The organism is Priestia sp. P5 (genome assembly GCF_029522155.1).
Taxonomy (GTDB): domain Bacteria; phylum Bacillota; class Bacilli; order Bacillales; family Bacillaceae_H; genus Priestia; species Priestia megaterium_E.
On record NZ_JAKWFJ010000001.1, the window covers coordinates 458,223 to 481,614 of the forward strand.

The following is a 23,392-nucleotide window of genomic DNA, read 5'->3' on the forward strand; positions in this document are numbered from 1 at the left end:
AGTATCACCATTTCTTTTCTTGTTTAATCTTGATTACCAAGAAAAAATGAGTCAAAGCAATCGCCTTTTTAGTTTTCGTTTGCTATGATAAAGAATAGATAGCAAAAGGGAGGTATGAAAATGAATATCGATTTTAACTTGTTTATGAATGACGTTGTTCGTCAAGCCCGTAAAGAAATTACAGCTGCTGGTTATACAGAATTAACGACGGCTGAAGCGGTAGATGAAACGTTTAAAAAGCCTGGTACAACGCTTGTAATGGTGAATTCAGTCTGCGGTTGTGCAGGAGGTATTGCAAGACCTGCTGCAGCGCACGCTGTACATTATGATAAACGTCCAACAAACTTGGTTACAGTATTTGCTGGGCAAGATAAAGAAGCAACTGCACGTGCACGCGAATACTTTGAAGGTTATCCGCCTTCATCTCCATCTTTCGCCTTATTAAAAGACGGAAAAATTATTACAATGGTAGAGCGTCACGAAATTGAAGGCCACGAGCCAATGTCAGTTGTGATGAAGCTGCAAGAAGCATTCGAACAGCACTGTGAAGAAGTGTAAGAGAGAAGCCGTTTTGAACGGCTTCTTTTTTTATGCGTTTTTTTACCTATCTGTATGCAGGCTTTCTAACGAGTGGAAAATGTTGAGAAAAGGTATTTTCAAATAGTGAAACTTATATTTAAAAAAGATATTGCATATTTATAACGTTGTGTTAAAATACATTTATATGAATATATATTTAAATTTCGACATTTACTTGCAATAGCAAAAAACTTATTTCATAATATTATTAATTTTTAAAAAATAATGTAAGGAATAAACTAGGGGGAACGAAGATGAAATTGAAGAAGTGGTTATCGGTAACAGCAATTGGTCTTTTAACAGCAGGCGTTTTAGCTGCATGCGGAGCAGGAGAAGGAACGTCTAATGGCGGAGCAAGCAGCGACGACAAAGATAAAAAAGTACTAGTAATGGGAACATCAGCAGATTACCCACCATTTGAATATATCGATACAGCAAAAGGTGATAGTGAAGCAATCGGATTTGACGTAGATTTAGCAAAAACAATCGGTAAAAAGTTAGGCTATGACGTACAGGTAAAGGATATGGAATTTGGCGGATTAATTCCAGCTTTACAATCTAATAAAGTCGATTTAGTTTTAGCTGGTATGACGCCAACTGAAAAGCGTAAAAAGAACGTGGACTTCTCAGACGTATACTATGAAGCAAAAAACATGATTGTATCGAAGAAAGATGCGCCAATTAAAAATGCAGAAGAACTAAAAGGGAAAACAGTCGGTGTACAAACTTCTTCTATCCAAGCAGACGAAGCAAAGGAAATTGCAAAAGAAGTTGACGGGGTAAATGTAACAACGCGTGACCGTATTCCAGAACTAATTCAAGAAATGAAATCAAATCGTATTGATGCAGCGATTATTGAAGATACAGTAGCTAAAGGGTATGTGAACAAAGACAAAAGCTTGCAAATGTCTGATACAGGACGTCCAGATTCAAGTAAAGGATCAGCAATCGCATTTCCTAAAGACAGCAAGCTAACGAATGACTTTAACCGTGAATTAAAGAAAATGAAAGAAAACGGTGAATTAGATAAATTAATCGTTAAGTGGTTTGACGACCAAAAATAAGAATGATAGTTAGAGAGGAATGGAACTAGGCATGAATTTGGATTTTTCGCAAATCGTGCCTTCTATGCCTTATATTTTAAAAGGGATAGGGGTAACGATACAGATAGTCCTAGCTTCAGCAATTTTAGGGTTTGTGCTGGGAGTTATTTTATCTTTATGTAAAATCAGCCGCAATAAACCTCTTCAATGGTTTGCGGATGCATATACGTCCGTGTTTCGCGGAACACCGCTTGTACTGCAATTATTATTAATATACTTTGGATTACCTCAGCTGCTCGGGTTTGATATTGCCCCGTTTCCAGCAGCCGTTGCTGCGTTCGGGCTAAACTCTGCAGCATATATATCTGAAATTATTCGCGCTGGTATTTTAGCTGTTGATAAAGGGCAGCGTGAAGCGGCATTAGCGTTAGGAATTCCTTATCGCCGCATGATGGGACAAATTATTTTGCCACAGGCACTTAAAAATATTTTACCTGCTTTAATGAATGAGTTCATTACATTAACAAAGGAATCAGCTATCGTTACAGTTATTGGAGCACTCGACATTATGCGCCGTGCTTACATTGTAGGGGGAGAAAAATTCGCCTACCTTGAACCGTTAATTTTTGCAGGGTTGATTTATTATGTAATGGTAATGGGCTTAACGCTCCTTGGTAAAGCAGTCGAGAGGAGAATGAGAAAAGGTGATTAACGTTGAAAATTTACACAAATCATTTGGTAAAAATGAAGTTTTAAAAGGTATTTCAACTACGATTAAAGAAAAAGAAGTCGTGGCTGTTATTGGCCCTTCTGGTTCTGGTAAATCTACTTTTTTACGCTGTATGAACCTGCTTGAAGAACCGACGGGCGGAGTAGTTTCAATTAACGGTCAAGTGATTACGGATAAAAAAACAAACATTATGCGTGTGCGTGAAAACGTAGGAATGGTATTTCAGCATTTTCACTTGTTTCCACATATGACAGTGCTTGAAAATTTGACGTATGCTCCGATGACGGTAAAAGGCGTGTCAAGAGAAACGGCTGTTTCTAAAGGTAAAGAATTACTCCAAAAAGTGGGACTTGCTCAAAAAGCCAACGAGTTTCCAAGTCGCTTATCGGGCGGTCAAAAGCAGCGTGTAGCTATTGCCAGAGCACTGGCAATGGAACCGAAAGTGATGCTGTTTGACGAACCAACCTCAGCATTGGATCCAGAGATGGTAAAAGAAGTGCTAGATGTAATGAAGTCGCTAACAGAAACAGGAATGACGATGGTCATTGTAACGCATGAAATGGGATTTGCACGAGAAGTAGCGGATCGTGTGCTGTTTTTAGACGGCGGTGTGCTTGTTGAAGATGCGCCTCCAGCTGAATTTTTCTCAGCGCCTAAAAGCAAGCGTGCTAAAGATTTCTTAGAAAAGATTTTATAATAAAAAAGTGCAGAAAGAGTACAATCTTTTCTGCACTTTTTTTATTGAAATTTATACGGTACAGCAAGATTTAAGGTTGTGTTATTTTTCTATTCGTGTTAATAAAGAATAGAGTATTTTATCACACTAAAAAGAAACCAACATGTAGGAGTCTAGAAAATGAAATTTAAAATTGGGTACCGGACAATTAAAACAGCGGTCGGTACATCACTGGCTATTATTATAGCTCAGTTCTTTCACCTCGAGTTTTTTGTATCAGCTGGAATTATCACCATTTTGTGTATTCAAAATTCAAAGAAAAAATCGTTGCGAAGTGCAAGCGATCGTTTTATTGCTTGTTCTTTATCCATTCTGTTTTCGTTTATATTCTTTGAAGGGATTGCTTATCATCCACTTGTTATAGGACTGATGCTGCTTTTGTTTATCCCGGTTACGGTTATATTCAAAGTTAATGCAGGCATTGTTACAAGCTCCGTTATTTTGCTTCATATTTACTCCAAAGGCAATATGACATGGGGAATCGTTTTTAATGAACTTGGCTTAATTGTAATTGGGATAGGTGTTGCCCTGCTTGTGAATTTATACATGCCAAGTTTAGATCAAGAGCTTCGCACGTATCAGCAAGAAATTGAAGAGAATTTTCGGTCGATGTTAAAAGAAATTGCCCTATATCTTAGAACCAATGACAGCAGTTGGGACGGTAAGGAAATTGCAGATACGGTAAAAATTTTAGAAAAAGCAAAAAGCCTTGCGTTTCGTGATGTAGAAAATCATTTTGTGCGTGGGGAAAACTATTATTACCGCTATTTTAAAATTCGTGAAAAACAGCTTGAAATTATTGAGCGAACGCTTCCTCTCATTACCGCTATTGATTTGGTGGTAGAACAGCGCTACATGATTGCCGATTTCATTGAAGAATTAAGTCTATCCATCCACCCTGGTAATACAGCAAAATTATTTTTAGCCAAACTTCAGCATTTACGAGAAGCGTTTGCAGAGATGCCGCTTCCTGAAACGCGGGAAGAGTTTGAAGCGCGTGCCGATTTACTGCACGTAGTCAAAGAAATTGAACAATATTTGGTTATTAAACAAACCTTAAAAATAAGTTAAACAGCATGTATGTTGTTTATCTTGCTTACGAACACTAAATAAGACAAGAGATATCTCTCTTGTCTTTTACTTAGGACTAACGTAAGGTGGTGGATTACGTGCATATGTTTGCTTTTATTCTTTTACTACTATCTCCGGTTTGGCCATTAGGAGAAAATCCGTTGCCAAATGATCCTTATATTATTATTAATAAACAAAGCAATGAGCTTGCCTATATCCAAAATAAAGAAATTAAACAAATTATTAAAGTAGCAACGGGGAAAACAGTTAATCTGACGCCCGAAGGGGAGTTCACGGTAACAGTAAAAGCTGTTAATCCTTATTATCGGAGAAGTAACATTGAAGGAGGCGCTCCTCAAAATCCTCTAGGTGTAAGATGGATTGGGTTTGATGCAAGAGAGACTGACGGACGTATTTATGGCATTCATGGTACAAATCAGCCGGGTTCCATCGGTAAATATGTATCGAATGGCTGCATTCGCGTAGAAAATCGTGAAGTAAGCCATTTATATGATCAAGTTCCGTTAGGTACAAAAGTGTGGATTGTATCTACAGATCAATCTTTTGAAGAGTTAGCCGCTCAAAAAGGCATTGTGAATATACAGCAAAAGACTGGTGACTAGTCACCAGTCTTTTTTATATGTTTGCACTGCACATAGAAACAGCAGTGCAGCTATGTTTTTAGTCATCAGTCCCGATTAAAACCACATGGCAAGTCCCGCTAAAAGCGTAGATATTAACATGACAAGAAGCATTAAAAACACAATGGTTTTTTGGATTTTCTTATTAGACATACAACCAAAGTCCTCCTACACGTTTTTTTCTTATTTTACATGTCTTCCGCTGCTTAGACAAGCAACTTTCTGTAGATACGCGAGCAGGAGATTTCTTTTGTTTTCAAGAATATGTGTAAATGAAAACGCTTTTTTAAGAGGTGAGAAAGTGATAAAAGGAATTGATCACATAGGAATAGCTGTAAAATCAATTGAAGGCAGCCTCCCGTTTTATGAAAAGGTATTAGGACTGTCTCTATTAAAAGTAGAAGAAGTAGAAGAACAAGGAGTAAAAGTTGCTTTTATTCAGTGCGGCAACGTAAAAATTGAATTATTAGAGCCGCTCTTTGAAGACAGTGCGGTCGGCGCGTTTATCAAAAAGAGAGGTGAAGGTCTTCATCATGTTGCTTTAGGTGTGCGCACGATTGAAGAACGGATTAACGAGTTAAAGGAAAAGGGTGTGCACATGATTGACGATGTTCCGCGAAAAGGCGCAGGGGAAGCATCCATTGCTTTTTTGCATCCAAAGTCAGCAAACGGTGTTCTTTATGAGCTCTGTGAAAAAACACTAGAGGAGGAGAAGAAACATGGTTGACATTTATGATAAATTAAATGAATTGTACGATAAGCGCCGAAAGATCGAGTTAGGCGGTGGAGACGAAAAAATTGAAAAACAGCACCATAAAGGAAAACTAACGGCGCGCGAACGAATTGAAATTCTTTTGGATGAACATACATTTGTCGAATTAAATCCGTTTATTGAACATCGGTGTGCAGATTTCAGTATGAATAATCAAGTAGGGCCAGGAGACGGGGTAGTAACAGGTTACGGCAAGGTAAACGGTCGCTCAGTCTACTTGTTTTCGCAAGATTTTACAGTATTCGGAGGTGCGTTAGGTGAAATGCATGCTAAAAAAATTGCGCACGTAATGGACTTAGCGGCTAAAACAGGCGTGCCGTTTATTGGCTTAAATGATTCAGGCGGAGCTCGTATTCAAGAGGGCGTCATGTCTCTTGATGGATACGGTCATATTTTTTATCGAAATGCCATTTATTCGGGTGTCATGCCTCAAATATCTGTTATTATGGGTCCTTGTGCAGGCGGAGCCGTGTACTCACCGGCGATTACGGACTTTGTTTTTATGGTAGAAGAAACAAGTCAAATGTTCATTACAGGACCAAAAGTAATTGAAACGGTAACGGGAGAAAGCATTTCCTCTGAAAATCTTGGAGGAGCAGCTGTTCATAACGAAATTAGCGGTAATGCCCATTTTAGAGGTGCAACAGAACAAGAGGTGCTAGAACAAGTACGAACGCTCTTAAGCTATCTTCCTCAGTCTAGCCAAGAGCAGCCTCCTTTAGCCTCAAAGGCAGAGTCTGATCATTATCGTCCGGATTTATTAGACGTTGTCCCGTTTGATGCCGTGCGCCCTTACGATGTGCGTCAAGTCATTCACCAAGTAGTGGACGAGCACTCATTTTTTGAAGTGCAAAAAGACTTTGCAAGAAATATTGTCATTGGTTTTGCTCGCATAGATGGAAAAGTTGTCGGACTTGTGTGTAACCAGCCTAAAGTAATGGCAGGCAGTTTAGATATTAACTCCTCAGATAAAGCAGCAAGGTTTATTCGATTTTGCGATTCATTTAATATCCCACTTATTACATTTGAAGATGTTACAGGTTTTTTCCCAGGTATCAAGCAGGAACATGGCGGAATTATACGTCATGGTGCTAAAATTTTATATGCATACTCCGAAGCTACCGTTCCGAAAATCACGGTGATTTTGCGAAAGGCGTACGGCGGTGCATACGTAGCTTTAAATAGTAAATCGATTGGAGCGGACCTTGTGTATTCGTGGCCGAATGCCGAAATCGCTGTTATGGGTCCTCAAGGTGCTGCAAATATTATCTTTGCAAACGACATTCGAGGTAGCGAAAACCCAGATGAAACGAGACACGAAAAAATTGAACAGTATCGCGAGAAATTTGCTAATCCTTACGTAGCGGCAAGCGCTGGAATGGTTGATGATGTTATTGATCCTAGGGAAACGCGAATAAAATTAATACAAGCGCTTGAAATGTTGCACAATAAAAAGGAAGAGCGTCCAGCAAAGAAACATGGTAACATACCATTGTAGGTTATTTTTGGAGGGATTACATATTATGATTAATGAACAACGAATCGTTGATTTATTTATTGAATTAGTACAAGTAGACTCAGAAACAAAGCATGAAGAAAAAATTGCTGTTGTACTAAAAGAAAAATTTACCGCATTAGGTGTCGAAGTAGTAGAAGATGATGCCAAAGAAAAAACGGGCCACGGAGCCAACAACTTAATCTGCACACTGCCAGCTACAAAAGAAGGCGTAGACACAATCTACTTTACTTCTCATATGGATACAGTCGTACCTGGAAACGGTATTAAACCATCTATTGAAGATGGCTATATTAAAAGTGACGGCACGACAATTCTTGGAGCGGATGATAAAGCAGGCTTAGCAGCAATGCTAGAAGCCATCACCGTATTAAAAGAAGAAAACATCGCGCACGGCAAAATTGAATTTATTATTACAGTAGGAGAAGAATCTGGCTTAGTGGGCGCTAAAGCTCTTGATTCTAGTCTCGTAACGGCAAAATTCGGCTACGCTTTAGATAGCGATGGCAAAGTGGGAGACATTATTGTTGCTGCGCCGACGCAAGCAAAAGTAAATGCAACAATTTATGGAAAAACAGCTCATGCAGGTGTAGCTCCTGAACGAGGCGTTTCTGCTATTACGATTGCTTCAAGAGCCATTTCTAAAATGCCGCTTGGGCGTATTGATGAAGAGACTACAGCGAATATTGGACGTTTTGAAGGTGGAACGCAAACGAATATCGTGTGTGACCGCGTCGATATTTTAGCAGAAGCTCGTTCATTAATTCCAGAAAAAATGGAAGCACAAGTAGCGAAAATGAAAGAAGCGTTTGAAACAGCTGCACAAGAAATGGGCGGACGTGCAGAAGTTGATATTAAAGTGATGTATCCAGGCTTTAAATTTGGCGATGGAGATCATGTTGTCGAAGTTGCTAAAAAAGCCGTGGCTAATATCGATCGTCCTTCACGCCTGCTTCAAAGCGGAGGCGGAAGCGATGCAAATGTAATCGCAGGCTTTGATATCCCAACAGTAAATTTAGCAGTTGGTTATGAAGACATTCATACGACAAATGAAAAAATTCCGGTAGAAGAACTGGTGAAGACATCTGAACTAGTAGTGTCGATTATTAAAGAAGTAGCAAAATAATAGTTGCAGCCTTGCTTTTATATAAAAGCAAGGCTTTTTACATAGTGAATAGTAAATAGTCTGAATTTTTTAACATAATGTATAATGAAGAAAAGACGGTCGTTTTGTACAATAAAGTTAGTAATACATTTTACCAAAATAGAAGTTGAAAATAACGTATATAAAAAATATGTAAGCGCTTTCAATTTGAGTTTTATCAACAGATATCCTTGGGAGGTTGATGCAATGCGGTCACAGGAAAGTTTGCAGTCCATCATTCAAAACTTTAATGAAGTAGAAAAAGGGTTGTCAAATAGAGAAGCAGTCGAAGAATCTAATCGATGTTTGTACTGTTATGATGCACCCTGTATTCAGGCATGCCCTACAGGAATTGACATCCCGACGTTTATTAAAAAAATTGCATCGGGCAATTTAAAGGGGTCTGCCGAAACGATTATGTCTTCTAATCCCGTAGGAGCAAGCTGTTCGAGAGTTTGTCCAACCGATGAACTATGTGAAGGAGCGTGTGTGCTTAACCACTCAACCAAACCAATTATGATTGGAGATTTGCAGCGTTACGCAACGGATTGGGCTATTCAAAATGAACAGGTGCTGTTTGAGAAAGGAAGAGCAAACGGCAAAAAGGTAGCAATCGTTGGTGGAGGTCCGGCTGGTCTCTCTGCAGCAAGAGAACTGGCGCGATTTGGGTATGACGTAACCATTTTTGAAGCGGAGAAACAAGCAGGAGGGTTAAATACATATGGAATCGTGTCGTTTCGTCTTCCTCAAGCGATTTCATTTTGGGAAGTTGAACAAGTAAAAAGCTTGGATGTAAAAATTAAAACAAACGTAAGAATTGGAGAAGATGTTCTTCCAAGCGAATTGCTGCAGTCGTATGACGCGGTCGTATTAGCTATTGGTATGAGCAAGGTGCCTTCTCTACATGTTGAAGGTGAAGAGCTAGACGGTGTGTATGACGCGATTGATTTTGTGAAAAAAACGAAGTCGGAAGCGTTATCAACAGAATTTGTGGGTAAGCGTGTTGCCGTCATTGGTGCGGGAAATACTGCGATTGATGGTGCTACGTGTTCCGTGCGCTTGGGGGCTGAAAATGTTCAAATTTTATACCGTCGTACACGAGAAGAAATGACAGCCTATGATTTTGAATTTGAATTTGCGAAACAAGATGGTGTTGAATTCCGCTGGTTAACGGCTCCTATACGAATTATTGGAGATGAAAATGGTAAGGTAAGCGGGATTGAATGTGTAAAAATGACGTTAACAGATCCAGATGCAGACGGCCGAAGAAAGCCTGTTCCTGTTGAAGGTTCAACGTTTACGATTCCAGTCGATGCTGTTGTTAAAGCAATTGGTCAAGAACGGTACCTGTCTTTGATTCAACAATTTCAGCTGAACCATGAAGACGGAGTTGTCTTAATTAATCAAGAGACATTTCAAACATCAAATCCAAAAGTATTTGCTTGCGGAGACGTTATTTTTGGTAAAGGGCAAGGAGAAGCAATGGTTGTGACCGCTGCTCAGCAAGGAAAACAAACGGCGTTAAATATTCATATGCAGTTAACAAAAGAAACAATGGAAACAGCTTAAAATCAGGAGGAGGAGAAATCTATGGCAGATTTAACAACAAATTTAGCAGGTATTCAATCACCAAATCCGTTTTGGCTGGCATCCGCACCGCCAACCAATTCAGGTTATCAAGTGCAGCGTGCATTTGAAGCAGGATGGGGAGGCGCAGTTTGGAAAACGCTTGGTGATCCGATTTTAAATGTTTCCTCACGATTTGCTGCCGTTGGTTTCAACGGTCAGCGCGTAGCCGGCTTTAATAATATTGAGTTAATCACCGATCGTCCGCTTGAAGTTAATTTGAAGGAAATCTATGAAACGAAAAAGAAGTTTCCTAACCACGCAATTATTGCCTCTCTTATGGTAGAGCCTCAGCAAGAAAAATGGCATGAAATTGTCAAAAAAGTAGAAGACGTAGGAGTGGATGGATTAGAGCTGAACTTTGGTTGTCCGCATGGAATGGCAGAACGAGGGATGGGTGCTGCCTCTGGACAAGTCCCTGATTTGGTTGAAAAACAAACGTATTGGGCTAAAGAAGTTGCCCAAACACCGGTCATTGTTAAATTAACCCCAAATATCACAGATATCACCGTTACAGCAGAAGCAGCGGTTCGAGGCGGTGCTGACGCTGTGAGTATGATTAACACTATTAATAGTTTAGCAGGAGTAGACATTCATTCATGGAATACGATTCCACACGTAGCAGGAAAAGGCGCTCACGGAGGTTATTGCGGCCCGGCTGTTAAGCCGATTGCATTAAACATGGTTGCTGAATGTGCAAGAAGTCCGTTTATTAACGTTCCAATATCAGGTATGGGAGGCGTTTCGAACTGGCAGGAAGCCGTCGAATTTATGCTCATGGGTGCTACAGGTGTGCAAGTATGTACAGCTGCTATGCATCACGGATTCCGCATCGTAGAGGATATGATTCAAGGTCTCAATTATTATTTGGATGAAAGAGGAATCGAAAAAGTAAGTGATATTGTAGGGAAAGCCGTTTCAAAATATTCCGACTGGGGCAACTTAGATCTCAATTATAAAGTAGTGGCTCGCATCGATCCGGATACGTGTATTAACTGCAATAAGTGTCATATTTCTTGTGAAGATACTTCTCACCAATGTATTGACATGCTGAAAGATCCTTCAGGGAAATCTTATTTAAAAGTAAGAGAAGAAGATTGTGTAGGCTGTAATTTATGTTCGATTGTATGTCCGGTGGACGGGGCTATATCCATGGTTGAATTACCAAATGAACAGCCTCCAATGACGTGGAATGAACGCCAAGCTGCTTTACAAGCGACAGCTGCACAGCGATTAGACGTATAAAGACAAAGGGGATGAAGAAATGAAGAAAATCGTTAAAAATGGTGTGGTAGTCACAGCAACAGATACGTATAAAGCTGATATTTTAATTGAAAATGGAGTTATTTCGGCAATTGGCTCGACATTTGAAGAGCAAGGCTGTGAAGTGATTGATGCAAAAGGAAACTATGTATTTCCGGGAGGCATCGATCCTCATACTCATTTAGATATGCCGTTTGGAGGCACCGTTACAAAAGATGACTTTGAAACAGGTACAAGAGCAGCAGCTTTTGGAGGTACGACAACTGTTATTGATTTTTGCTTAACCAATAAAGGCGAACCGCTGCAAAAAGCGATCGGTACATGGCATGAAAAATCAAAAGGAAAAGCGGCTATCGACTATAGCTTTCATCTAATGATTGGCGAAATCACGGAAGATGTATTAAATGAGCTTCCTACAATTATTGAAAAAGAAGGAATTACTTCATTTAAAGTGTTCATGGCCTATAAAAATGTTTTTCAAGCAGACGATGCTACCCTTTATCAAACGCTAGTGCAAGCTAAAAAACTAGGTGCGCTTGTGATGGTACATGCTGAAAATGGAGATGTTATTGAGTATTTAACGGCAAAAGCACTAGAACAAGGACAAACCGATCCTATCTATCATGCACTGACTCGCCCTCCAGAAATAGAAGGAGAAGCTACGGGAAGAGCCGCTGTGCTAACGGAGCTGGCTGACTCACAGCTCTATGTTGTTCACGTGTCGTGCGCTGAAGCGGTTAAAAAGATTGCTGAAGCAAGGGAAAAAGGCGTAAATATCTGGGGTGAAACGTGTCCGCAGTATTTGACGCTTGACCAAACCTATTTAGAGAAACCGAATTTTGAAGGAGCAAAATACGTATGGTCGCCGCCTTTACGTGAAAAATGGAACCAAGATGTTTTGTGGAATGCTTTGCGTAATGGCGACTTGCAAACGATTGGATCAGATCAGTGTTCATTTGATTTTAACGGTCAAAAAGATCTGGGAAAAGGAGATTTTACGAAGATTCCAAACGGAGGCCCTATTATTGAGGATCGCATGAGTATTTTATTTTCAGAAGGAGTAGTGAAGAACCGAATTAATATAAATCAGTTTGTTGATATAACATCAACAAAAATTGCTAAGCTGTTCGGACTGTACCCGAAAAAAGGAACAATAGCGGTTGGCGCAGACGCCGATCTGCTTATATTTGACCCTTCTGTTGAACGTGCGATTTCAGCAAACACGCATCATATGGCAGTCGATTATAGTGCATTTGAGGGAATGAAAGTCACAGGTGAGCCGGTTTCAGTACTTTGCCGCGGGGAATTTGTCGTAAAAGATAAGCAGTTTGTCGGTCAAAAAGGCTACGGACAATTTACAAAACGAGCAAAGTTTAATGAGTTAAACACGGCTAACGAAGCTGAAAAATTAATGTTATAAAAACAGATGAAGAAATAGATCGGGGGCAGGGAAATGTCAAGTTACCATGAATATATGGCAGAGCGAGAAAAGATTGATTTTTTGCTGCAAAAAGGATTTAAAATAACAGCCGTAACGGAGAATCTAAGCGGGGCATTTGTGACGTTTGAACGCAACGAAAATAACCAAACCGAACAAGAAACCCTTCATATATTGACGGCGGATGCTAGAAAATATTTTTCATCCGTACTGATTCAACAAGTATAAAAACGGAGGCTGGGACAAAATTATTTTAGCTGAAGGAAGATCCGAACGATGAATCGTTCGGATTTTTTTATTGGTAGGGTGAACGTAGGTTTCATGTATGTAGTTGCTTCTGGCTGTTGATTGGAGTAATTTAATTATGTTTCAATCTCTTTATTTGTTTACTAATACCTATAAGTTTTTTACTATATTGGCTGACAAAAGTGATCCGTTTTTGTGTTTTTTTCGTTTTGGATGTGAAGCAAAATAACTAGATATTATCCATTCACTGTATTACAGTTGTTACATTTCGTTTACATCGAAAGAGAAAAGGTTTAGTTATCTAGTAAATTGTAGTAAATATTATAGTAGAACGTTTTCAAACTAAATCTATTAAATACGAAAAGGGTGTGACACGGATGGATCAAGCTATGCAGTGTATGACACAGGAAGAAACAAAAATTATTGATAAATTAAAAATGGAAATGTTAAATGCAGTGTCACTACAAGATTTGCGTTTTTATAAAAAAGAAATTCACCGAATTAAAGAACAAGCGGTTAAACGCCACGGTTTTTTTAATAAATTACAGCAAACAGCTCAGAAGCTGTAACGATCCATTATCGTTACAGCTTTTTTCGTTTCTTTCATTAAATATTTTATTTCTTCTAAATATTTAATATAATGTAAGAAGATATAGCTTTTGTTCTACACATATGCGAAATACGCGTTAATGATCCAGGAGACATGATGTGAAATTCGCTAGGGGCGGTGTTGACTTGAAATCATATTTAACAGTAACAGAGATTTTAACAAGGAAACATTTTGTAAACTGTGAAGTAATAGCTGGAGAGAAAGGGCTTACTAATTCTGTGAAGTGGGTGCACGTGATGGAAGTGACGCGCATTAATGAGCTGCTAAAAGGAAACGAGCTCATTTTATCAACAGGGGTAGGCTGGGGAGAAGATTCTCAATCTTGTTTATCATTTCTTCAGCAATTAATTTCTTGTAAGGCATCAGGACTGTGTATTGAACTTGGCACTTATACTTCTAAGATTCCGCAAATTGTCATTGATAAAGCGAACGAATGTGATTTTCCGATTATTTTATTTCACGAGGAAGTTCCGTTCGTTGAAATTACACAAGATGTTCACTCGCTTTTAATTAATCAGCACTATCAAATGATTTCCGATTTAGAACAGTATTCTCATAGGCTAAATCAGCTGCTGTTAACAGTTAATGACCCAGCCGTCATCTTACAGTGTTTATATGAATCTACGGGGCTTCTTGTCGGCCTTAAAGTTTCAAATGAATTGCTTACCTTTGCTCCGGAGATGGACTTGCTCAAACAGCAGCTTCTACTTCATTATATAAGCAGGGAAAATGAAAGTCCGCATTTTACTGAGCAGCCTATTCATTTATTAGGACAAGATTATGCTCAGCTGTATGTTGCTTCTATAAATGAAGCCTTAACAGAACTTGAAGTGCTCACCGTTGACCGAACGGCGACTGCACTTGCTCAGCATTTTTTGAAGGACCTGTATGTCGAAGAGAAAAAAAGAGTAGATGAAACCGAATGGATGACGAAATGGATGAACGGAGAGTTAACTCTTGAACAAATAAAAGACTCTATGCACGAAGTGTGTTCAGATTCGCCTATTCGCGGAGGTGTCGTTGTTTGCTGTAAGTGGCAAAGGCGGGAGAAGTTTGATCGAACGTATTTTAAGCTGATCTTGCGAAGCATTTTTGAACAAGAAGGCTTTCACTTATTAGTCTCCGAGCGAAATCGCGAAGTATTATTTATTCTTTTGAACAAACGAATGGTTAGCACGTGGAGAGAGAGACTAGAAAACAGCCTTCATCGCTGGATGAATCAATATGAATCGGATGAAAATTCAAAGAGGAACGCCATTAGCTTTATCGGAATTGGCCAATACTGTGAACAGCTTGACTGCATGCATAAAAGCTATGAAACGGCTAAAGAAACAATTTCGATTCAAGAAATGCTGCAGAAACAAACCATTATTCATTTTTATGATGATTTGCATATGTACCGGATTATTTCGCTTTTACATCAGCATGAAGACTTACAGGAAGTGGTGTTTGAATATCTGCAGCCCGTTATTACATATGATGAAACGTATAATGCAAAACTCATGGAAACATTAAAAATTTATTTAGCATGCAATGGATCTAAACAAGAGACGGCTAAGCGTTTATACATTGTTCGGCAAACGCTGTATCACCGTATTGAAAAACTAGAAAAGCTGCTGGGTGAAGACTTTATGGAGCCGGAAAAACGACTGGCAATTGAGTTTATGATTATGGCATATGAATATTTGTTTATGATGAAAAAGTCGCGCGCGGAATTTATAAACGGATAAGTAAGCAGCTGGAAACAGCTGTTTTTTTATGTTGAGGATGATTTTACTATATGTTCATTTTAGTTCATGCTTTCTCCTAGTTCACTGCGCAAAATGTGAAACGAGAATCTAGAGTTGTTTCACATTTTGTCTAATGCAACCACCATTTATTTATTCAATAATAAAGGTAGATTTGTCATTTCTTATTTTTTGAGGAGGCCAAGCGATATGTCAGTTGTGAATAATGATACGCAAGTTTTAAAAAATTACGTGGGCGGAAAATGGGTTGATACGGCAGGGGAAAAATTTGGAGAGGTAATTAATCCATCGACGGGCGAAGTAATTGCAAAAGTACCGCTTTCTACAAAAGAAGACGTAGCCAATGCGGTGGAAACAGCTCAAAAAACATTTGAAACATGGCGTAACGTTCCTGCTCCAAAACGAGCAAGATTAATGTTTGCGTTTCAGCATTTACTAGTTAAGCATCATGAAGAGTTAGCTAAATTAGTTGTACAAGAAAACGGCAAGGCTTTCAAAGAAGCTTACGGTGAAGTACAGCGCGGTATTGAATGCGTGGAGTTTGCCGCGGGTGCTCCTACTTTATTAATGGGAGAATCATTAAATAACATAGCGGAAGAAATTGATTCTGAGATGTTCCGTTTTCCACTGGGTGTCGTTGGCGGCATCACACCTTTTAACTTTCCGATGATGGTACCGCTTTGGATGTTCCCTCTTGCGATTGTATGTGGAAATGCGTTTGTATTAAAACCGTCTGAGCGAACGCCGCTTTTAGCAACGCGACTTGCTGAACTTTTTACAGAAGCAGGAGCACCGGATGGATTATTAAATATTGTGCACGGGGCACACGATGTCGTGAACGGATTAATAGAGCATGAAAAAGTTAAAGCGATTTCATTCGTCGGATCGCAGCCGGTAGCAAAATATGTTTATGAACAAGCTGCTGCTCAAGGGAAACGAGTTCAGGCTTTATCTGGAGCTAAAAATCATCATGTTGTGATGCCAGACTGCGATATGGATAAAGCGGTATCACATATTATCAGCTCGGCTTATGGAAGTGCCGGCCAGCGCTGCATGGCGTGCAGCGCCGTGGTCGTGGTTGGTGAAAAAGGCGATGAATTCGTCGGGAAATTAAAGCAAAAAGCAGATGAATTAATTATGGGAAGCGGATTTGATGATGAAGTGCTTCTAACGCCTGTAATTCGAAAAGAGCACCGTGATAAGGTGCTGGATTATATTGAACTTGGCATGAAAGAAGGAGCGGAACTCATTCGTGACGGACGTAAAGAAATGGATGAGCATACGGAAGGCAACTTCTTAGGGGCAACAATTTTTGACCGCGTAACTCCTGATATGACCATTGCTAAAGAAGAGATTTTTGCACCTGTACTAAGCTTGCTTCGTGCTGACACATTAGATGAAGCACTTCGCTATATGGAAAAATCCCGTTTTGGAAATGGAGCAACGATTTATACAAAAGATGCAAAAGCGGTGCGTCAATTTAGAGAAGAAGCAGATGCCGGTATGCTCGGTATTAACGTAGGAGTACCTGCTACAATGGCTTTCTTCCCATTCTCCGGTTGGAAAGACTCTTTTTACGGAGATTTGCATGTTAACGGCAAAGACGGTTTGAACTTCTTTACACGTAAAAAGATGGTTACATCACGCTTTGACTTTTAACATATAGATGAATATAGCAAGTGGCTTCGGCATTTTGTCGAAGTCTTTTCATACAGAAAAAAATACCGCGCTAGCGATTTGGGAGTGGATAAGATGGTACAGGTCAGTCAAAATGAAAAAGATCTGCGTGCAAAAGATGAGCAGTATGTATGGCATGGAATGAAACCGTACAGTCCGGATGCAACGATGGTAGCTACAAAAGCAAAAGGTGCTTGGATTACAGATGAACAAGGAAATCGCTATTTAGATGCAATGGCAGGGCTTTGGTGTGTAAATACCGGGTATGGACGGGATGAGTTAGCGCTCGCAGCCTATGAGCAGCTAAAAGAACTGGCTTATTTTCCACTCACTCAATCTCACGTACCTGCTATCAAACTGGCAGAGAAGCTAAATGAAATGCTAGGTGATGACTATGTTATCTTCTTTTCAAATAGCGGATCTGAAGCAAATGAAACGGCTTTTAAAATTGTGCGTCAGTACCATCAGCAAAAAGGAGAGCATTCTCGCTACAAATTTATTTCGCGTTATCGAGGGTATCACGGAAATTCAATGGGCGCACTAGCAGCAACGGGCCAAGCTCAGCGTAAATATAAATATGAACCGCTTGCCCCTGGCTTTATTCACGTTGCCCCGCCTGATTCGTACCGAGGGCAAGATGACTACGATGCACCGAAAGAGAAGCTTCAATCTGTAAAAGATATTGACAATGTTATGACGTGGGAGCTAAGTGAAACGATTGCCGCTGTTATTATGGAGCCAATTATTACAGGAGGAGGAATTCTTTTACCGCCTCAAAATTATATGAAAGGCGTAAAAGAAACGTGTGAAAAACACGGTGCACTTTTAATTGCAGATGAAGTTATTTGCGGCTTTGGACGTACAGGAGAAGCCTTTGGTTTTATGAATTACGATGTAAAACCAGATATCATTACCATGGCAAAAGGAATTACAAGCGCATATCTTCCGCTCTCTGCAACTGCTGTTAAAAAAGAAATTTATGAAGCGTTCAAAGATAGCGATCAGTATGAGTATTTTCGCCATGTTAATACATTTGGAGGAAGTCCAGCTGCGTGTGCACTAGCATTAAAGAATTTAGAAATTATGGAGAGAGAAAATCTTTTTGGCCGTTCTAAACAGCTCGGAGCTTACGTATTAAGTGAGCTAAAGCCGCTTATCGATAGCCACCCATACGTTGGAGACGTAAGAGGTAAAGGGCTTTTAATTGGAATTGAACTTGTAGCTGATAAACAAACGAAGGAACCGTTAGACGTTAATCTTGTAAATGAAGTGATTGCTAAATGCAAAACCAAAGGAGTCATTATTGGGAAAAATGGAGCAACGGTGGCCGGCTATAATAATGTTCTCACGCTCTCGCCGCCGCTCAACATTGAGGAAAGTGATATTGAGCTGTTATTAGCTACTATTACGTATGCGCTTGACAGCATCAAATAGGTAAGTTTACAAAAAGCCTGTATAATATACTTACAGGCTTTTTGTGCGTGTGAAGGAGGAAGTAGAAAATGGAATTGTTATTTTTAGGAACGGGTGCAGGAGTACCGGCGAAACAGCGGAATGTTTCATCTCTTGCGCTCGAACTTTTGCAAGAAAGAGGGGCGGTGTGGCTTTTTGATTGCGGAGAAGCAACGCAGCATCAAATTTTACATACAACCGTTAAACCGAGGCGAATTGAGAAAATTTTTATTACGCACCTTCACGGTGATCATATTTACGGATTGCCTGGACTCCTGGGAAGCCGTTCGTTTCAAGGCGGAGAATCGCTGCTTACTGTATACGGGCCAAAAGGAATTAAAGAATTTATTAAAGTCACGCTGGCTGTAAGTCAAACTCATCTGCAATATCCTCTAGAGATTGTTGAAATAGAAGAGGAAAGTGAAAGTGGAACGATTTTTGAAGATGAAACTTTTTCAGTGGAATTTGGCAAGCTTGAACATGGCATTTTATCTTATGGATACCGAGTTGTCGAAAAAGATTTGCCAGGATCACTGGACGTTCAGCGTTTAAAAGAGATGAATATTCCCCCAGGGCCTCACTATCAGCAGTTAAAAGAAGGGAAAGAAGTAGTATTAAAAGATGGGCGTCTTATTAATGGACAAGAGTTTGTAGGAGAGCCTAAAAAAGGGAAGGTTATCACGGTTTTAGGAGATACAAGAAAGTGCATGCAAAGTGTTCAGCTTGCTATGCATGCGAATGTGTTAGTCCATGAAGCTACTTTTTCAGCGGGAGACGAGGAGCTTGCTTACAACTATTTTCATTCTACTGCAAAAGAAGCCGCTGAAATTGCTAAAACAGCATCGGCCGAGCGTCTTATTTTATCTCATATTAGTTCGCGTTACCAAGGAGACGCAGTCAGCCGGCTAGCAGAAGGAGCAAAAGAAATTTTTCCGAATACCGACATAGCAGAAGACTTGAAGCGGTTTACGATTTCATAAAAAAAGACGAGGATATCCTCGTCTTTTTTTACCATCCGCGTTCGTACTGAACGGGTGCTGAAATTGTTTCATTTAGTTCTTTTGCCGCCGTGCGCGGGAAGTACGGATCGCGCAGAAGTTCGCGCGCAACAAAAATTAAATCAGCGCGTTCGCTTTGCAGAATCTCTTCTGCTTGTCGTCCAGTTGTAATTAACCCAACAGCGCCTGTATCAATATTAGCTTGCTGCTTGATTTTGTCTGCAAACGGCACTTGATAGCCAGGGTATACGTTGATTGGAGCATGTACCAGAGCACCAGAACTAACATCAATTAAGTCGACGCCTTGTTCTTTCATCCATTTTGCAAATACAACGTGATTATCGACTGTTAATCCGCCTTCTGTATAGTCAGAAGCAGAAACACGGACAAATAAAGGGCCGTCCCACTCTGTTTTCACAGCTTCAATAATTTCCTTTAAGAAACGATAGCGGTTTTCAGCGCTGCCGCCATATTCGTCGCTTCGCTTATTGCTTAGCGGCGATAGAAATTGATGTACTAAATAACCGTGTGCCGCATGAAGCTCAATAATATCAAACCCAGCTTCTTTTGAACGTCGAGCGCTTTCTTTAAAAGCAGAAATCGTTTCATGAATTTGTTCTGTGGTCATTTCCACAGGTTTTTTACTTTTATCATCAAAAGCAATAGCGGAAGGAGCATAAATATCGCCTTCAACAGTTGCTTTACGTCCTGCGTGTGCAAGTTGAATAGCTGTTTTTGCACCGTTTTCTTTTAGCTGTGTCACAAGTTTCTTTAATCCATCTCTTTGTTCATCATTCCAAATTCCCAAGTCTTGAGCTGAAATACGACCTTGTGGCACGACAGCTGAGGCTTCAACCATAATGAGACCTACTTGTCCAACCGCACGAGTTGTGTAGTGAACCATATGAAAGTCGGTTATTACGCCGTCTTCCTTTTCGCATGAATACATGCACATTGGTGACATTACAATTCGGTTTTTTAATGTTACATCTTTCACTGTATAAGGTGAAAATAGTTTTGTTGTCATTCGGTTTAACCTCCAATTATTTCGATACTCTAAACAAAAGTTATTATATCACCGCCTTGAATTTTCTTTCACATAATCTGCTTATCCATTTTTAATCATAAAAAAACCTCTTTCTTTTTTTAGAAAGAGGTGAACCTCTACGAACGTTTACTCGAGATTTTTTCGTCAATCGTATCTCCTAAATATTTGGAGCGAATTGTAGCTTGTTCAATACACTGCATCATGGCTTCTTGGAAGTTATGAGAAATAAGCTGTTCAATTCCTGCTTCTGTTGTGCCGCCGGGACTCATCACTTCTTTTCGAAGTACGGCTGGCGTTTTAGGTGACTGTTTTAGCATTTCTGCAGCACCGATAAGAGTTTGAAGAATTAGTTCATTTGACACTGACGTATCCAAGCCTTGTTTTTCAGCTGCTTTTTCCATTGCTTCTACTAAATAGTAGACATATGCTGGGCCGCTTCCAGATAGTCCTGTTACAGCGTGAAGCTGCTCTTCCTCTACAGTTGTAACTGTACCAATCGTTTCAAATAAAGCAGTAGTAACGCTCATATGCTCTGCTGTAGCAAACTTGCCGGGTGCAATGGCTGTAGCCGATAATCCAATAGAAGCAGATGTATTTGGCATAGCTCTTACAACCGCTACGTCTTGGTCAAACAAGTTTACAATTGTGCCAGTCGATACACCTGCTAAAACAGAGAGAACGAGGTGGTGCGGACGAATATAGGACTTAATCGTATCGATGCTTTCCGCTACGTCTTTTGGTTTAATAGCAAGCACGACGATATCGCTTTTTTCGATTAACAAGGCATGATTACGCGTAATGTTAATTTCATAGGCGTTTCGAAGTTCGTGAAGTCTTTTATCGTTGCTATGGTTTGTTACGGTGATTTGATTGGGGCGAAGCTTTTTATCTGACAGCAGCCCTGAGATCATGGCTTCAGCCATTGATCCAGCTCCAATAAAGGCGATGTTTAGATCCGTTTTCATTAAAAGTTCCTCCAGTCATTTGCTATCCAATGAAAACAGATACTGAGATTTCAGTATCTGTTAAAGGTTTGTGTTTGTGTATCTCTTCTTTATAAAATGCATAGTTATCTAAAGATATGAATAAAACTTCACTATATTTCTGTCATTATGCAATGAAAAAGAGAAGGATGTCAATGTAATTTTCAGAAAACGAATGCAATTGTATAAATAACAGGAAAAATCGTGTAAACTTAAAAGAAAATGCGATGGTAAAGGAGCAAAAATACAGATGAATGAGCAATTATATAAAATTGTGCTGCCTACTCCTTTTGCGGTAGGAGATGTGAATGTTTTTGTTATAAAAGGTCAGACCGTTACGCTAATCGATGCTGGTATTAAAACGGAGGCAGCGTGGTCTGTATTTAAAGAAAAGCTTAATGAAATAGGATTAAAACCAGATGATATTAAGCAAGTTGTCCTAACTCATCACCATCCTGATCACGTAGGAATGCTTGATTTTTTTGATAAAGATATCGCCATAGTCGGTCATGCGAAAAATCAGCCTTGGATCTCCCAAAATCCAGATTTTTTTGAGTGGTACGATGCGTTTTTTGAAGATCACTTTATGAAAGCCGGCGTAGATGAAAGGTTCCGCCCTTATTTAAAACGTTTAAAAGCATCAATGAAGTATTCATGTCACCGTTCTCTTACAACTTCTGTGCAGGAAGGAGATTACATTCCGGGCCTAGAGAGTTGGAAAGTACTTGAAGTACCCGGTCATGCTCAAAGCCATATTGCATTATACAATGAAAGAACAGCGGTTATGATTGGAGGAGATTTACTGTTAAAGCATATTTCATCTAATCCGCTTATTGAACCTCCTATGAAACCAAGCGGCGAGCGACCTAAAACGCTTCTTCAATATAATCATTCATTAAGACGTCTGCTTGACTTAGAGATAAACTGTATCTATACAGGTCATGGAGATGAAGTGTTACATGTTCGCGAACTTGTACAAGAGAGGTTACAAAAGCAGAGCGACCGAGCGGATAAAGTGCTTAGCATGATCAAAGAACGTCCTCAAACAGCTTTTGATATTTGCAAACAGCTATTTCCTACTATTTATGAAAAAGAACTAGGGCTAACACTTTCTGAAACAATCGGTCAGCTCGATTTTCTAGAAGATGCAAATAAAATCAGTACACATGAAAAAGGAAATACGCTTATTTATTCTGTGTGCTCTTAACTTATAAAAAAGGTGTGTTAGATTTGAAATCCTCGTTAAAGAACCAATATGTTGTGATTACAGGCGCTTCAGGAGGCCTTGGAGAACATTTAGCTTATGAAGTGGCCAAAAGAGGGGGCGTGCCCGTTTTACTTGCACGTACAGAAGAAAAGCTGCAGCGAGTAGCCGAGCAAATTAGTCAAAAGTATGGGATTACCTCTTACATATACAAAGCTGACGTAGCGAACGTGGAGGAAGTCAAAAGAGTTATTCAGAAAATGATGAGTGAAATTAAGCGTGTTGATGTGCTGATTAATAATGCGGGCTTTGGCGTATTTGAAGAAGTGAAAGAAGCCTCTATTTCGACAATTGCTTCAATGTTTCAAGTCAATGTTATTGGGCTGATTGCATGTACACAAGAAATTTTAGCTTATATGCTAAACGAAAACAAAGGACATATTATTAACATTGCTTCTCAAGCAGGCAAACTTGCAACGCCTAAATCCAGTGGCTATTCAGCTTCTAAACATGCCGTGCTAGGGTTTACCAACAGCCTGCGAATGGAATTAGCGAAAACAGATATCTATGTAACGGCAGTGAATCCAGGTCCTATTCAAACCAACTTCTTTTCAATAGCAGATCAATCAGGAAACTATGAAAAAAGCGTAGAAAAGTTTATGTTAACCCCTCAATACGTGGCTGAAAAAACGGTTAGTATAATTGGTAAACCAAAACGAGAAGTCAACTTGCCTAAGTGGATGAATATAGGTTCGAAGATGTATCAGCTTGCCCCCGGGCTCGTAGAAAAATTGGCAGGGGATGCGTTTAATAGAAAATAACCTGTGCTTTAAACACAGGTTACCAATGTTTTTTGTTAACGGTTTC

Annotated in this window: 23 protein-coding genes; 20 read left to right on the forward strand and 3 right to left on the reverse strand. The window is 39.7% G+C overall.

The annotated features are described in order from the left end of the window. The first annotated feature begins 120 nt into the window (after positions 1-120). The 6 genes from MMB69_RS02355 to MMB69_RS02380 all read left to right on the forward strand — a co-directional run bounded on the left by MMB69_RS02355 (position 121) and on the right by MMB69_RS02380 (position 4,782). Positions 121-558: a BrxA/BrxB family bacilliredoxin gene (locus tag MMB69_RS02355; protein WP_013059116.1), complete on the forward strand. Its 438-nt coding sequence runs from the start codon at positions 121-123 to the stop codon at positions 556-558. Positions 559-839: 281 nt separating this feature from the next. Then, complete coding sequence (locus MMB69_RS02360; protein ID WP_026106695.1) at positions 840-1,643, forward strand: transporter substrate-binding domain-containing protein; 804 nt, start codon at positions 840-842, stop codon at positions 1,641-1,643. Positions 1,644-1,674: 31 nt separating this feature from the next. Further along, a complete protein-coding gene (locus MMB69_RS02365; RefSeq protein ID WP_013059114.1) occupies positions 1,675-2,334 on the forward strand; it encodes an amino acid ABC transporter permease in 660 nt (219 codons plus the stop codon). Beyond that, complete coding sequence (locus MMB69_RS02370; RefSeq protein WP_221784552.1) at positions 2,327-3,049, forward strand: amino acid ABC transporter ATP-binding protein; 723 nt, start codon at positions 2,327-2,329, stop codon at positions 3,047-3,049. Before MMB69_RS02365 ends, MMB69_RS02370 begins: the two co-directional genes overlap by 8 nt. Before the next feature lie 159 nt (positions 3,050-3,208). Further along, positions 3,209-4,159, forward strand: a complete 951-nt coding sequence (locus tag MMB69_RS02375) for an aromatic acid exporter family protein (protein ID WP_277447097.1) — start codon at positions 3,209-3,211, stop codon at positions 4,157-4,159. A gap of 104 nt (positions 4,160-4,263) precedes the next feature. Further along, entirely contained in the window at positions 4,264-4,782 is a 519-nt protein-coding gene (locus MMB69_RS02380) for a L,D-transpeptidase (RefSeq protein ID WP_277448039.1), read from the forward strand. A 75-nt stretch (positions 4,783-4,857) separates the two neighbouring features. Here MMB69_RS02380 and prli42 read toward each other — a convergent pair whose 3' ends face one another. Then, a complete protein-coding gene (gene prli42 / locus MMB69_RS02385; protein WP_149917156.1) occupies positions 4,858-4,953 on the reverse strand; it encodes a stressosome-associated protein Prli42 in 96 nt (31 codons plus the stop codon). Between the two features lie 148 nt (positions 4,954-5,101). Here prli42 and mce point away from each other — a divergent pair, with 148 nt between their 5' ends. The 12 genes from mce (at position 5,102) to rnz (ending at position 19,272) form a co-directional block, all read left to right on the forward strand. After that, positions 5,102-5,527, forward strand: coding sequence for a methylmalonyl-CoA epimerase (gene mce / locus MMB69_RS02390; protein ID WP_028410677.1), 426 nt, complete (start codon positions 5,102-5,104; stop codon positions 5,525-5,527). After that, positions 5,520-7,070, forward strand: a complete 1,551-nt coding sequence (locus MMB69_RS02395) for an acyl-CoA carboxylase subunit beta (protein WP_043976280.1) — start codon at positions 5,520-5,522, stop codon at positions 7,068-7,070. The genes mce and MMB69_RS02395 overlap by 8 nt, the downstream gene beginning before the upstream one ends. Positions 7,071-7,095: 25 nt before the next feature. Further along, the gene (locus tag MMB69_RS02400; protein ID WP_013084962.1) at positions 7,096-8,214 is read left to right on the forward strand and encodes a tripeptidase T; all 1,119 of its coding nucleotides are present in this window, start codon (positions 7,096-7,098) and stop codon (positions 8,212-8,214) included. A gap of 225 nt (positions 8,215-8,439) precedes the next feature. Next, on the forward strand, positions 8,440-9,801 hold the full coding sequence (locus MMB69_RS02405; protein ID WP_221784551.1) for an NAD(P)-dependent oxidoreductase: 1,362 nt from the start codon (positions 8,440-8,442) through the stop codon (positions 9,799-9,801). A 21-nt stretch (positions 9,802-9,822) separates the two neighbouring features. Next, positions 9,823-11,103, forward strand: coding sequence for an NAD-dependent dihydropyrimidine dehydrogenase subunit PreA (gene preA, locus MMB69_RS02410; RefSeq protein ID WP_013084960.1), 1,281 nt, complete (start codon positions 9,823-9,825; stop codon positions 11,101-11,103). A gap of 19 nt (positions 11,104-11,122) precedes the next feature. Beyond that, positions 11,123-12,541 carry a dihydropyrimidinase gene (hydA, locus tag MMB69_RS02415; protein ID WP_221784550.1) on the forward strand — a complete coding sequence of 473 codons (1,419 nt, stop codon included), beginning with the start codon at positions 11,123-11,125 and terminating at the stop codon, positions 12,539-12,541. Positions 12,542-12,574: 33 nt separating this feature from the next. After that, positions 12,575-12,787, forward strand: a complete 213-nt coding sequence (locus MMB69_RS02420) for a hypothetical protein (protein ID WP_028410682.1) — start codon at positions 12,575-12,577, stop codon at positions 12,785-12,787. Positions 12,788-13,182: 395 nt separating this feature from the next. Then, positions 13,183-13,374, forward strand: coding sequence for a hypothetical protein (locus tag MMB69_RS02425; RefSeq protein ID WP_098249282.1), 192 nt, complete (start codon positions 13,183-13,185; stop codon positions 13,372-13,374). 139 nt (positions 13,375-13,513) lie between these two features. Further along, positions 13,514-15,145, forward strand: coding sequence for a PucR family transcriptional regulator (locus tag MMB69_RS02430; RefSeq protein ID WP_013059102.1), 1,632 nt, complete (start codon positions 13,514-13,516; stop codon positions 15,143-15,145). 207 nt (positions 15,146-15,352) lie between these two features. Continuing rightward, a complete protein-coding gene (locus MMB69_RS02435) occupies positions 15,353-16,822 on the forward strand; it encodes a CoA-acylating methylmalonate-semialdehyde dehydrogenase (RefSeq protein ID WP_221784549.1) in 1,470 nt (489 codons plus the stop codon). A 93-nt stretch (positions 16,823-16,915) separates the two neighbouring features. After that, on the forward strand, positions 16,916-18,274 hold the full coding sequence (locus tag MMB69_RS02440) for an aspartate aminotransferase family protein (RefSeq protein ID WP_221784548.1): 1,359 nt from the start codon (positions 16,916-16,918) through the stop codon (positions 18,272-18,274). Positions 18,275-18,342: 68 nt separating this feature from the next. Then, the gene (rnz, locus tag MMB69_RS02445; RefSeq protein ID WP_221784547.1) at positions 18,343-19,272 is read left to right on the forward strand and encodes a ribonuclease Z; all 930 of its coding nucleotides are present in this window, start codon (positions 18,343-18,345) and stop codon (positions 19,270-19,272) included. A gap of 28 nt (positions 19,273-19,300) precedes the next feature. Here the strand turns inward: rnz and namA are convergent, their stop codons facing one another. Both namA and proI read right to left on the reverse strand, forming a co-directional pair. After that, positions 19,301-20,317 (reverse strand): NADPH dehydrogenase NamA, encoded by a 1,017-nt coding sequence (namA, locus tag MMB69_RS02450; protein ID WP_221784546.1) that lies wholly within the window; start codon positions 20,315-20,317, stop codon positions 19,301-19,303. Between the two features lie 137 nt (positions 20,318-20,454). Continuing rightward, positions 20,455-21,303: a pyrroline-5-carboxylate reductase ProI gene (proI, locus tag MMB69_RS02455; protein WP_221784545.1), complete on the reverse strand. Its 849-nt coding sequence runs from the start codon at positions 21,301-21,303 to the stop codon at positions 20,455-20,457. Positions 21,304-21,571: 268 nt separating this feature from the next. Here proI and MMB69_RS02460 point away from each other — a divergent pair, with 268 nt between their 5' ends. Both MMB69_RS02460 and MMB69_RS02465 read left to right on the forward strand, forming a co-directional pair. Continuing rightward, positions 21,572-22,528 (forward strand): MBL fold metallo-hydrolase, encoded by a 957-nt coding sequence (locus MMB69_RS02460; protein WP_221784544.1) that lies wholly within the window; start codon positions 21,572-21,574, stop codon positions 22,526-22,528. Positions 22,529-22,551: 23 nt separating this feature from the next. After that, a complete protein-coding gene (locus MMB69_RS02465; RefSeq protein WP_221784543.1) occupies positions 22,552-23,346 on the forward strand; it encodes an SDR family NAD(P)-dependent oxidoreductase in 795 nt (264 codons plus the stop codon). Positions 23,347-23,392: the final 46 nt, after the last annotated feature.

Bases quoted from the DNA above. Each gene is read 5' to 3' on its own strand.
- MMB69_RS02355 (WP_013059116.1), top strand. From the start codon at position 121: ATGAATATCGATTTTAACTTGTTTATGAATGACGTTGTTCGTCAAGCC.
- MMB69_RS02365 (WP_013059114.1), top strand. From the start codon at position 1,675: ATGAATTTGGATTTTTCGCAAATCGTGCCTTCTATGCCTTATATTTTA.
- MMB69_RS02375 (WP_277447097.1), top strand. From the start codon at position 3,209: ATGAAATTTAAAATTGGGTACCGGACAATTAAAACAGCGGTCGGTACA.
- MMB69_RS02380 (WP_277448039.1), top strand. From the start codon at position 4,264: ATGTTTGCTTTTATTCTTTTACTACTATCTCCGGTTTGGCCATTAGGA.
- prli42 (WP_149917156.1), bottom strand. From the start codon at position 4,953: ATGTCTAATAAGAAAATCCAAAAAACCATTGTGTTTTTAATGCTTCTT.
- MMB69_RS02395 (WP_043976280.1), top strand. From the start codon at position 5,520: ATGGTTGACATTTATGATAAATTAAATGAATTGTACGATAAGCGCCGA.
- MMB69_RS02400 (WP_013084962.1), top strand. From the start codon at position 7,096: ATGATTAATGAACAACGAATCGTTGATTTATTTATTGAATTAGTACAA.
- MMB69_RS02405 (WP_221784551.1), top strand. From the start codon at position 8,440: ATGCGGTCACAGGAAAGTTTGCAGTCCATCATTCAAAACTTTAATGAA.
- preA (WP_013084960.1), top strand. From the start codon at position 9,823: ATGGCAGATTTAACAACAAATTTAGCAGGTATTCAATCACCAAATCCG.
- hydA (WP_221784550.1), top strand. From the start codon at position 11,123: ATGAAGAAAATCGTTAAAAATGGTGTGGTAGTCACAGCAACAGATACG.
- MMB69_RS02420 (WP_028410682.1), top strand. From the start codon at position 12,575: ATGTCAAGTTACCATGAATATATGGCAGAGCGAGAAAAGATTGATTTT.
- MMB69_RS02425 (WP_098249282.1), top strand. From the start codon at position 13,183: ATGGATCAAGCTATGCAGTGTATGACACAGGAAGAAACAAAAATTATT.
- MMB69_RS02435 (WP_221784549.1), top strand. From the start codon at position 15,353: ATGTCAGTTGTGAATAATGATACGCAAGTTTTAAAAAATTACGTGGGC.
- MMB69_RS02440 (WP_221784548.1), top strand. From the start codon at position 16,916: ATGGTACAGGTCAGTCAAAATGAAAAAGATCTGCGTGCAAAAGATGAG.
- rnz (WP_221784547.1), top strand. From the start codon at position 18,343: ATGGAATTGTTATTTTTAGGAACGGGTGCAGGAGTACCGGCGAAACAG.
- namA (WP_221784546.1), bottom strand. From the start codon at position 20,317: ATGACAACAAAACTATTTTCACCTTATACAGTGAAAGATGTAACATTA.
- proI (WP_221784545.1), bottom strand. From the start codon at position 21,303: ATGAAAACGGATCTAAACATCGCCTTTATTGGAGCTGGATCAATGGCT.
- MMB69_RS02460 (WP_221784544.1), top strand. From the start codon at position 21,572: ATGAATGAGCAATTATATAAAATTGTGCTGCCTACTCCTTTTGCGGTA.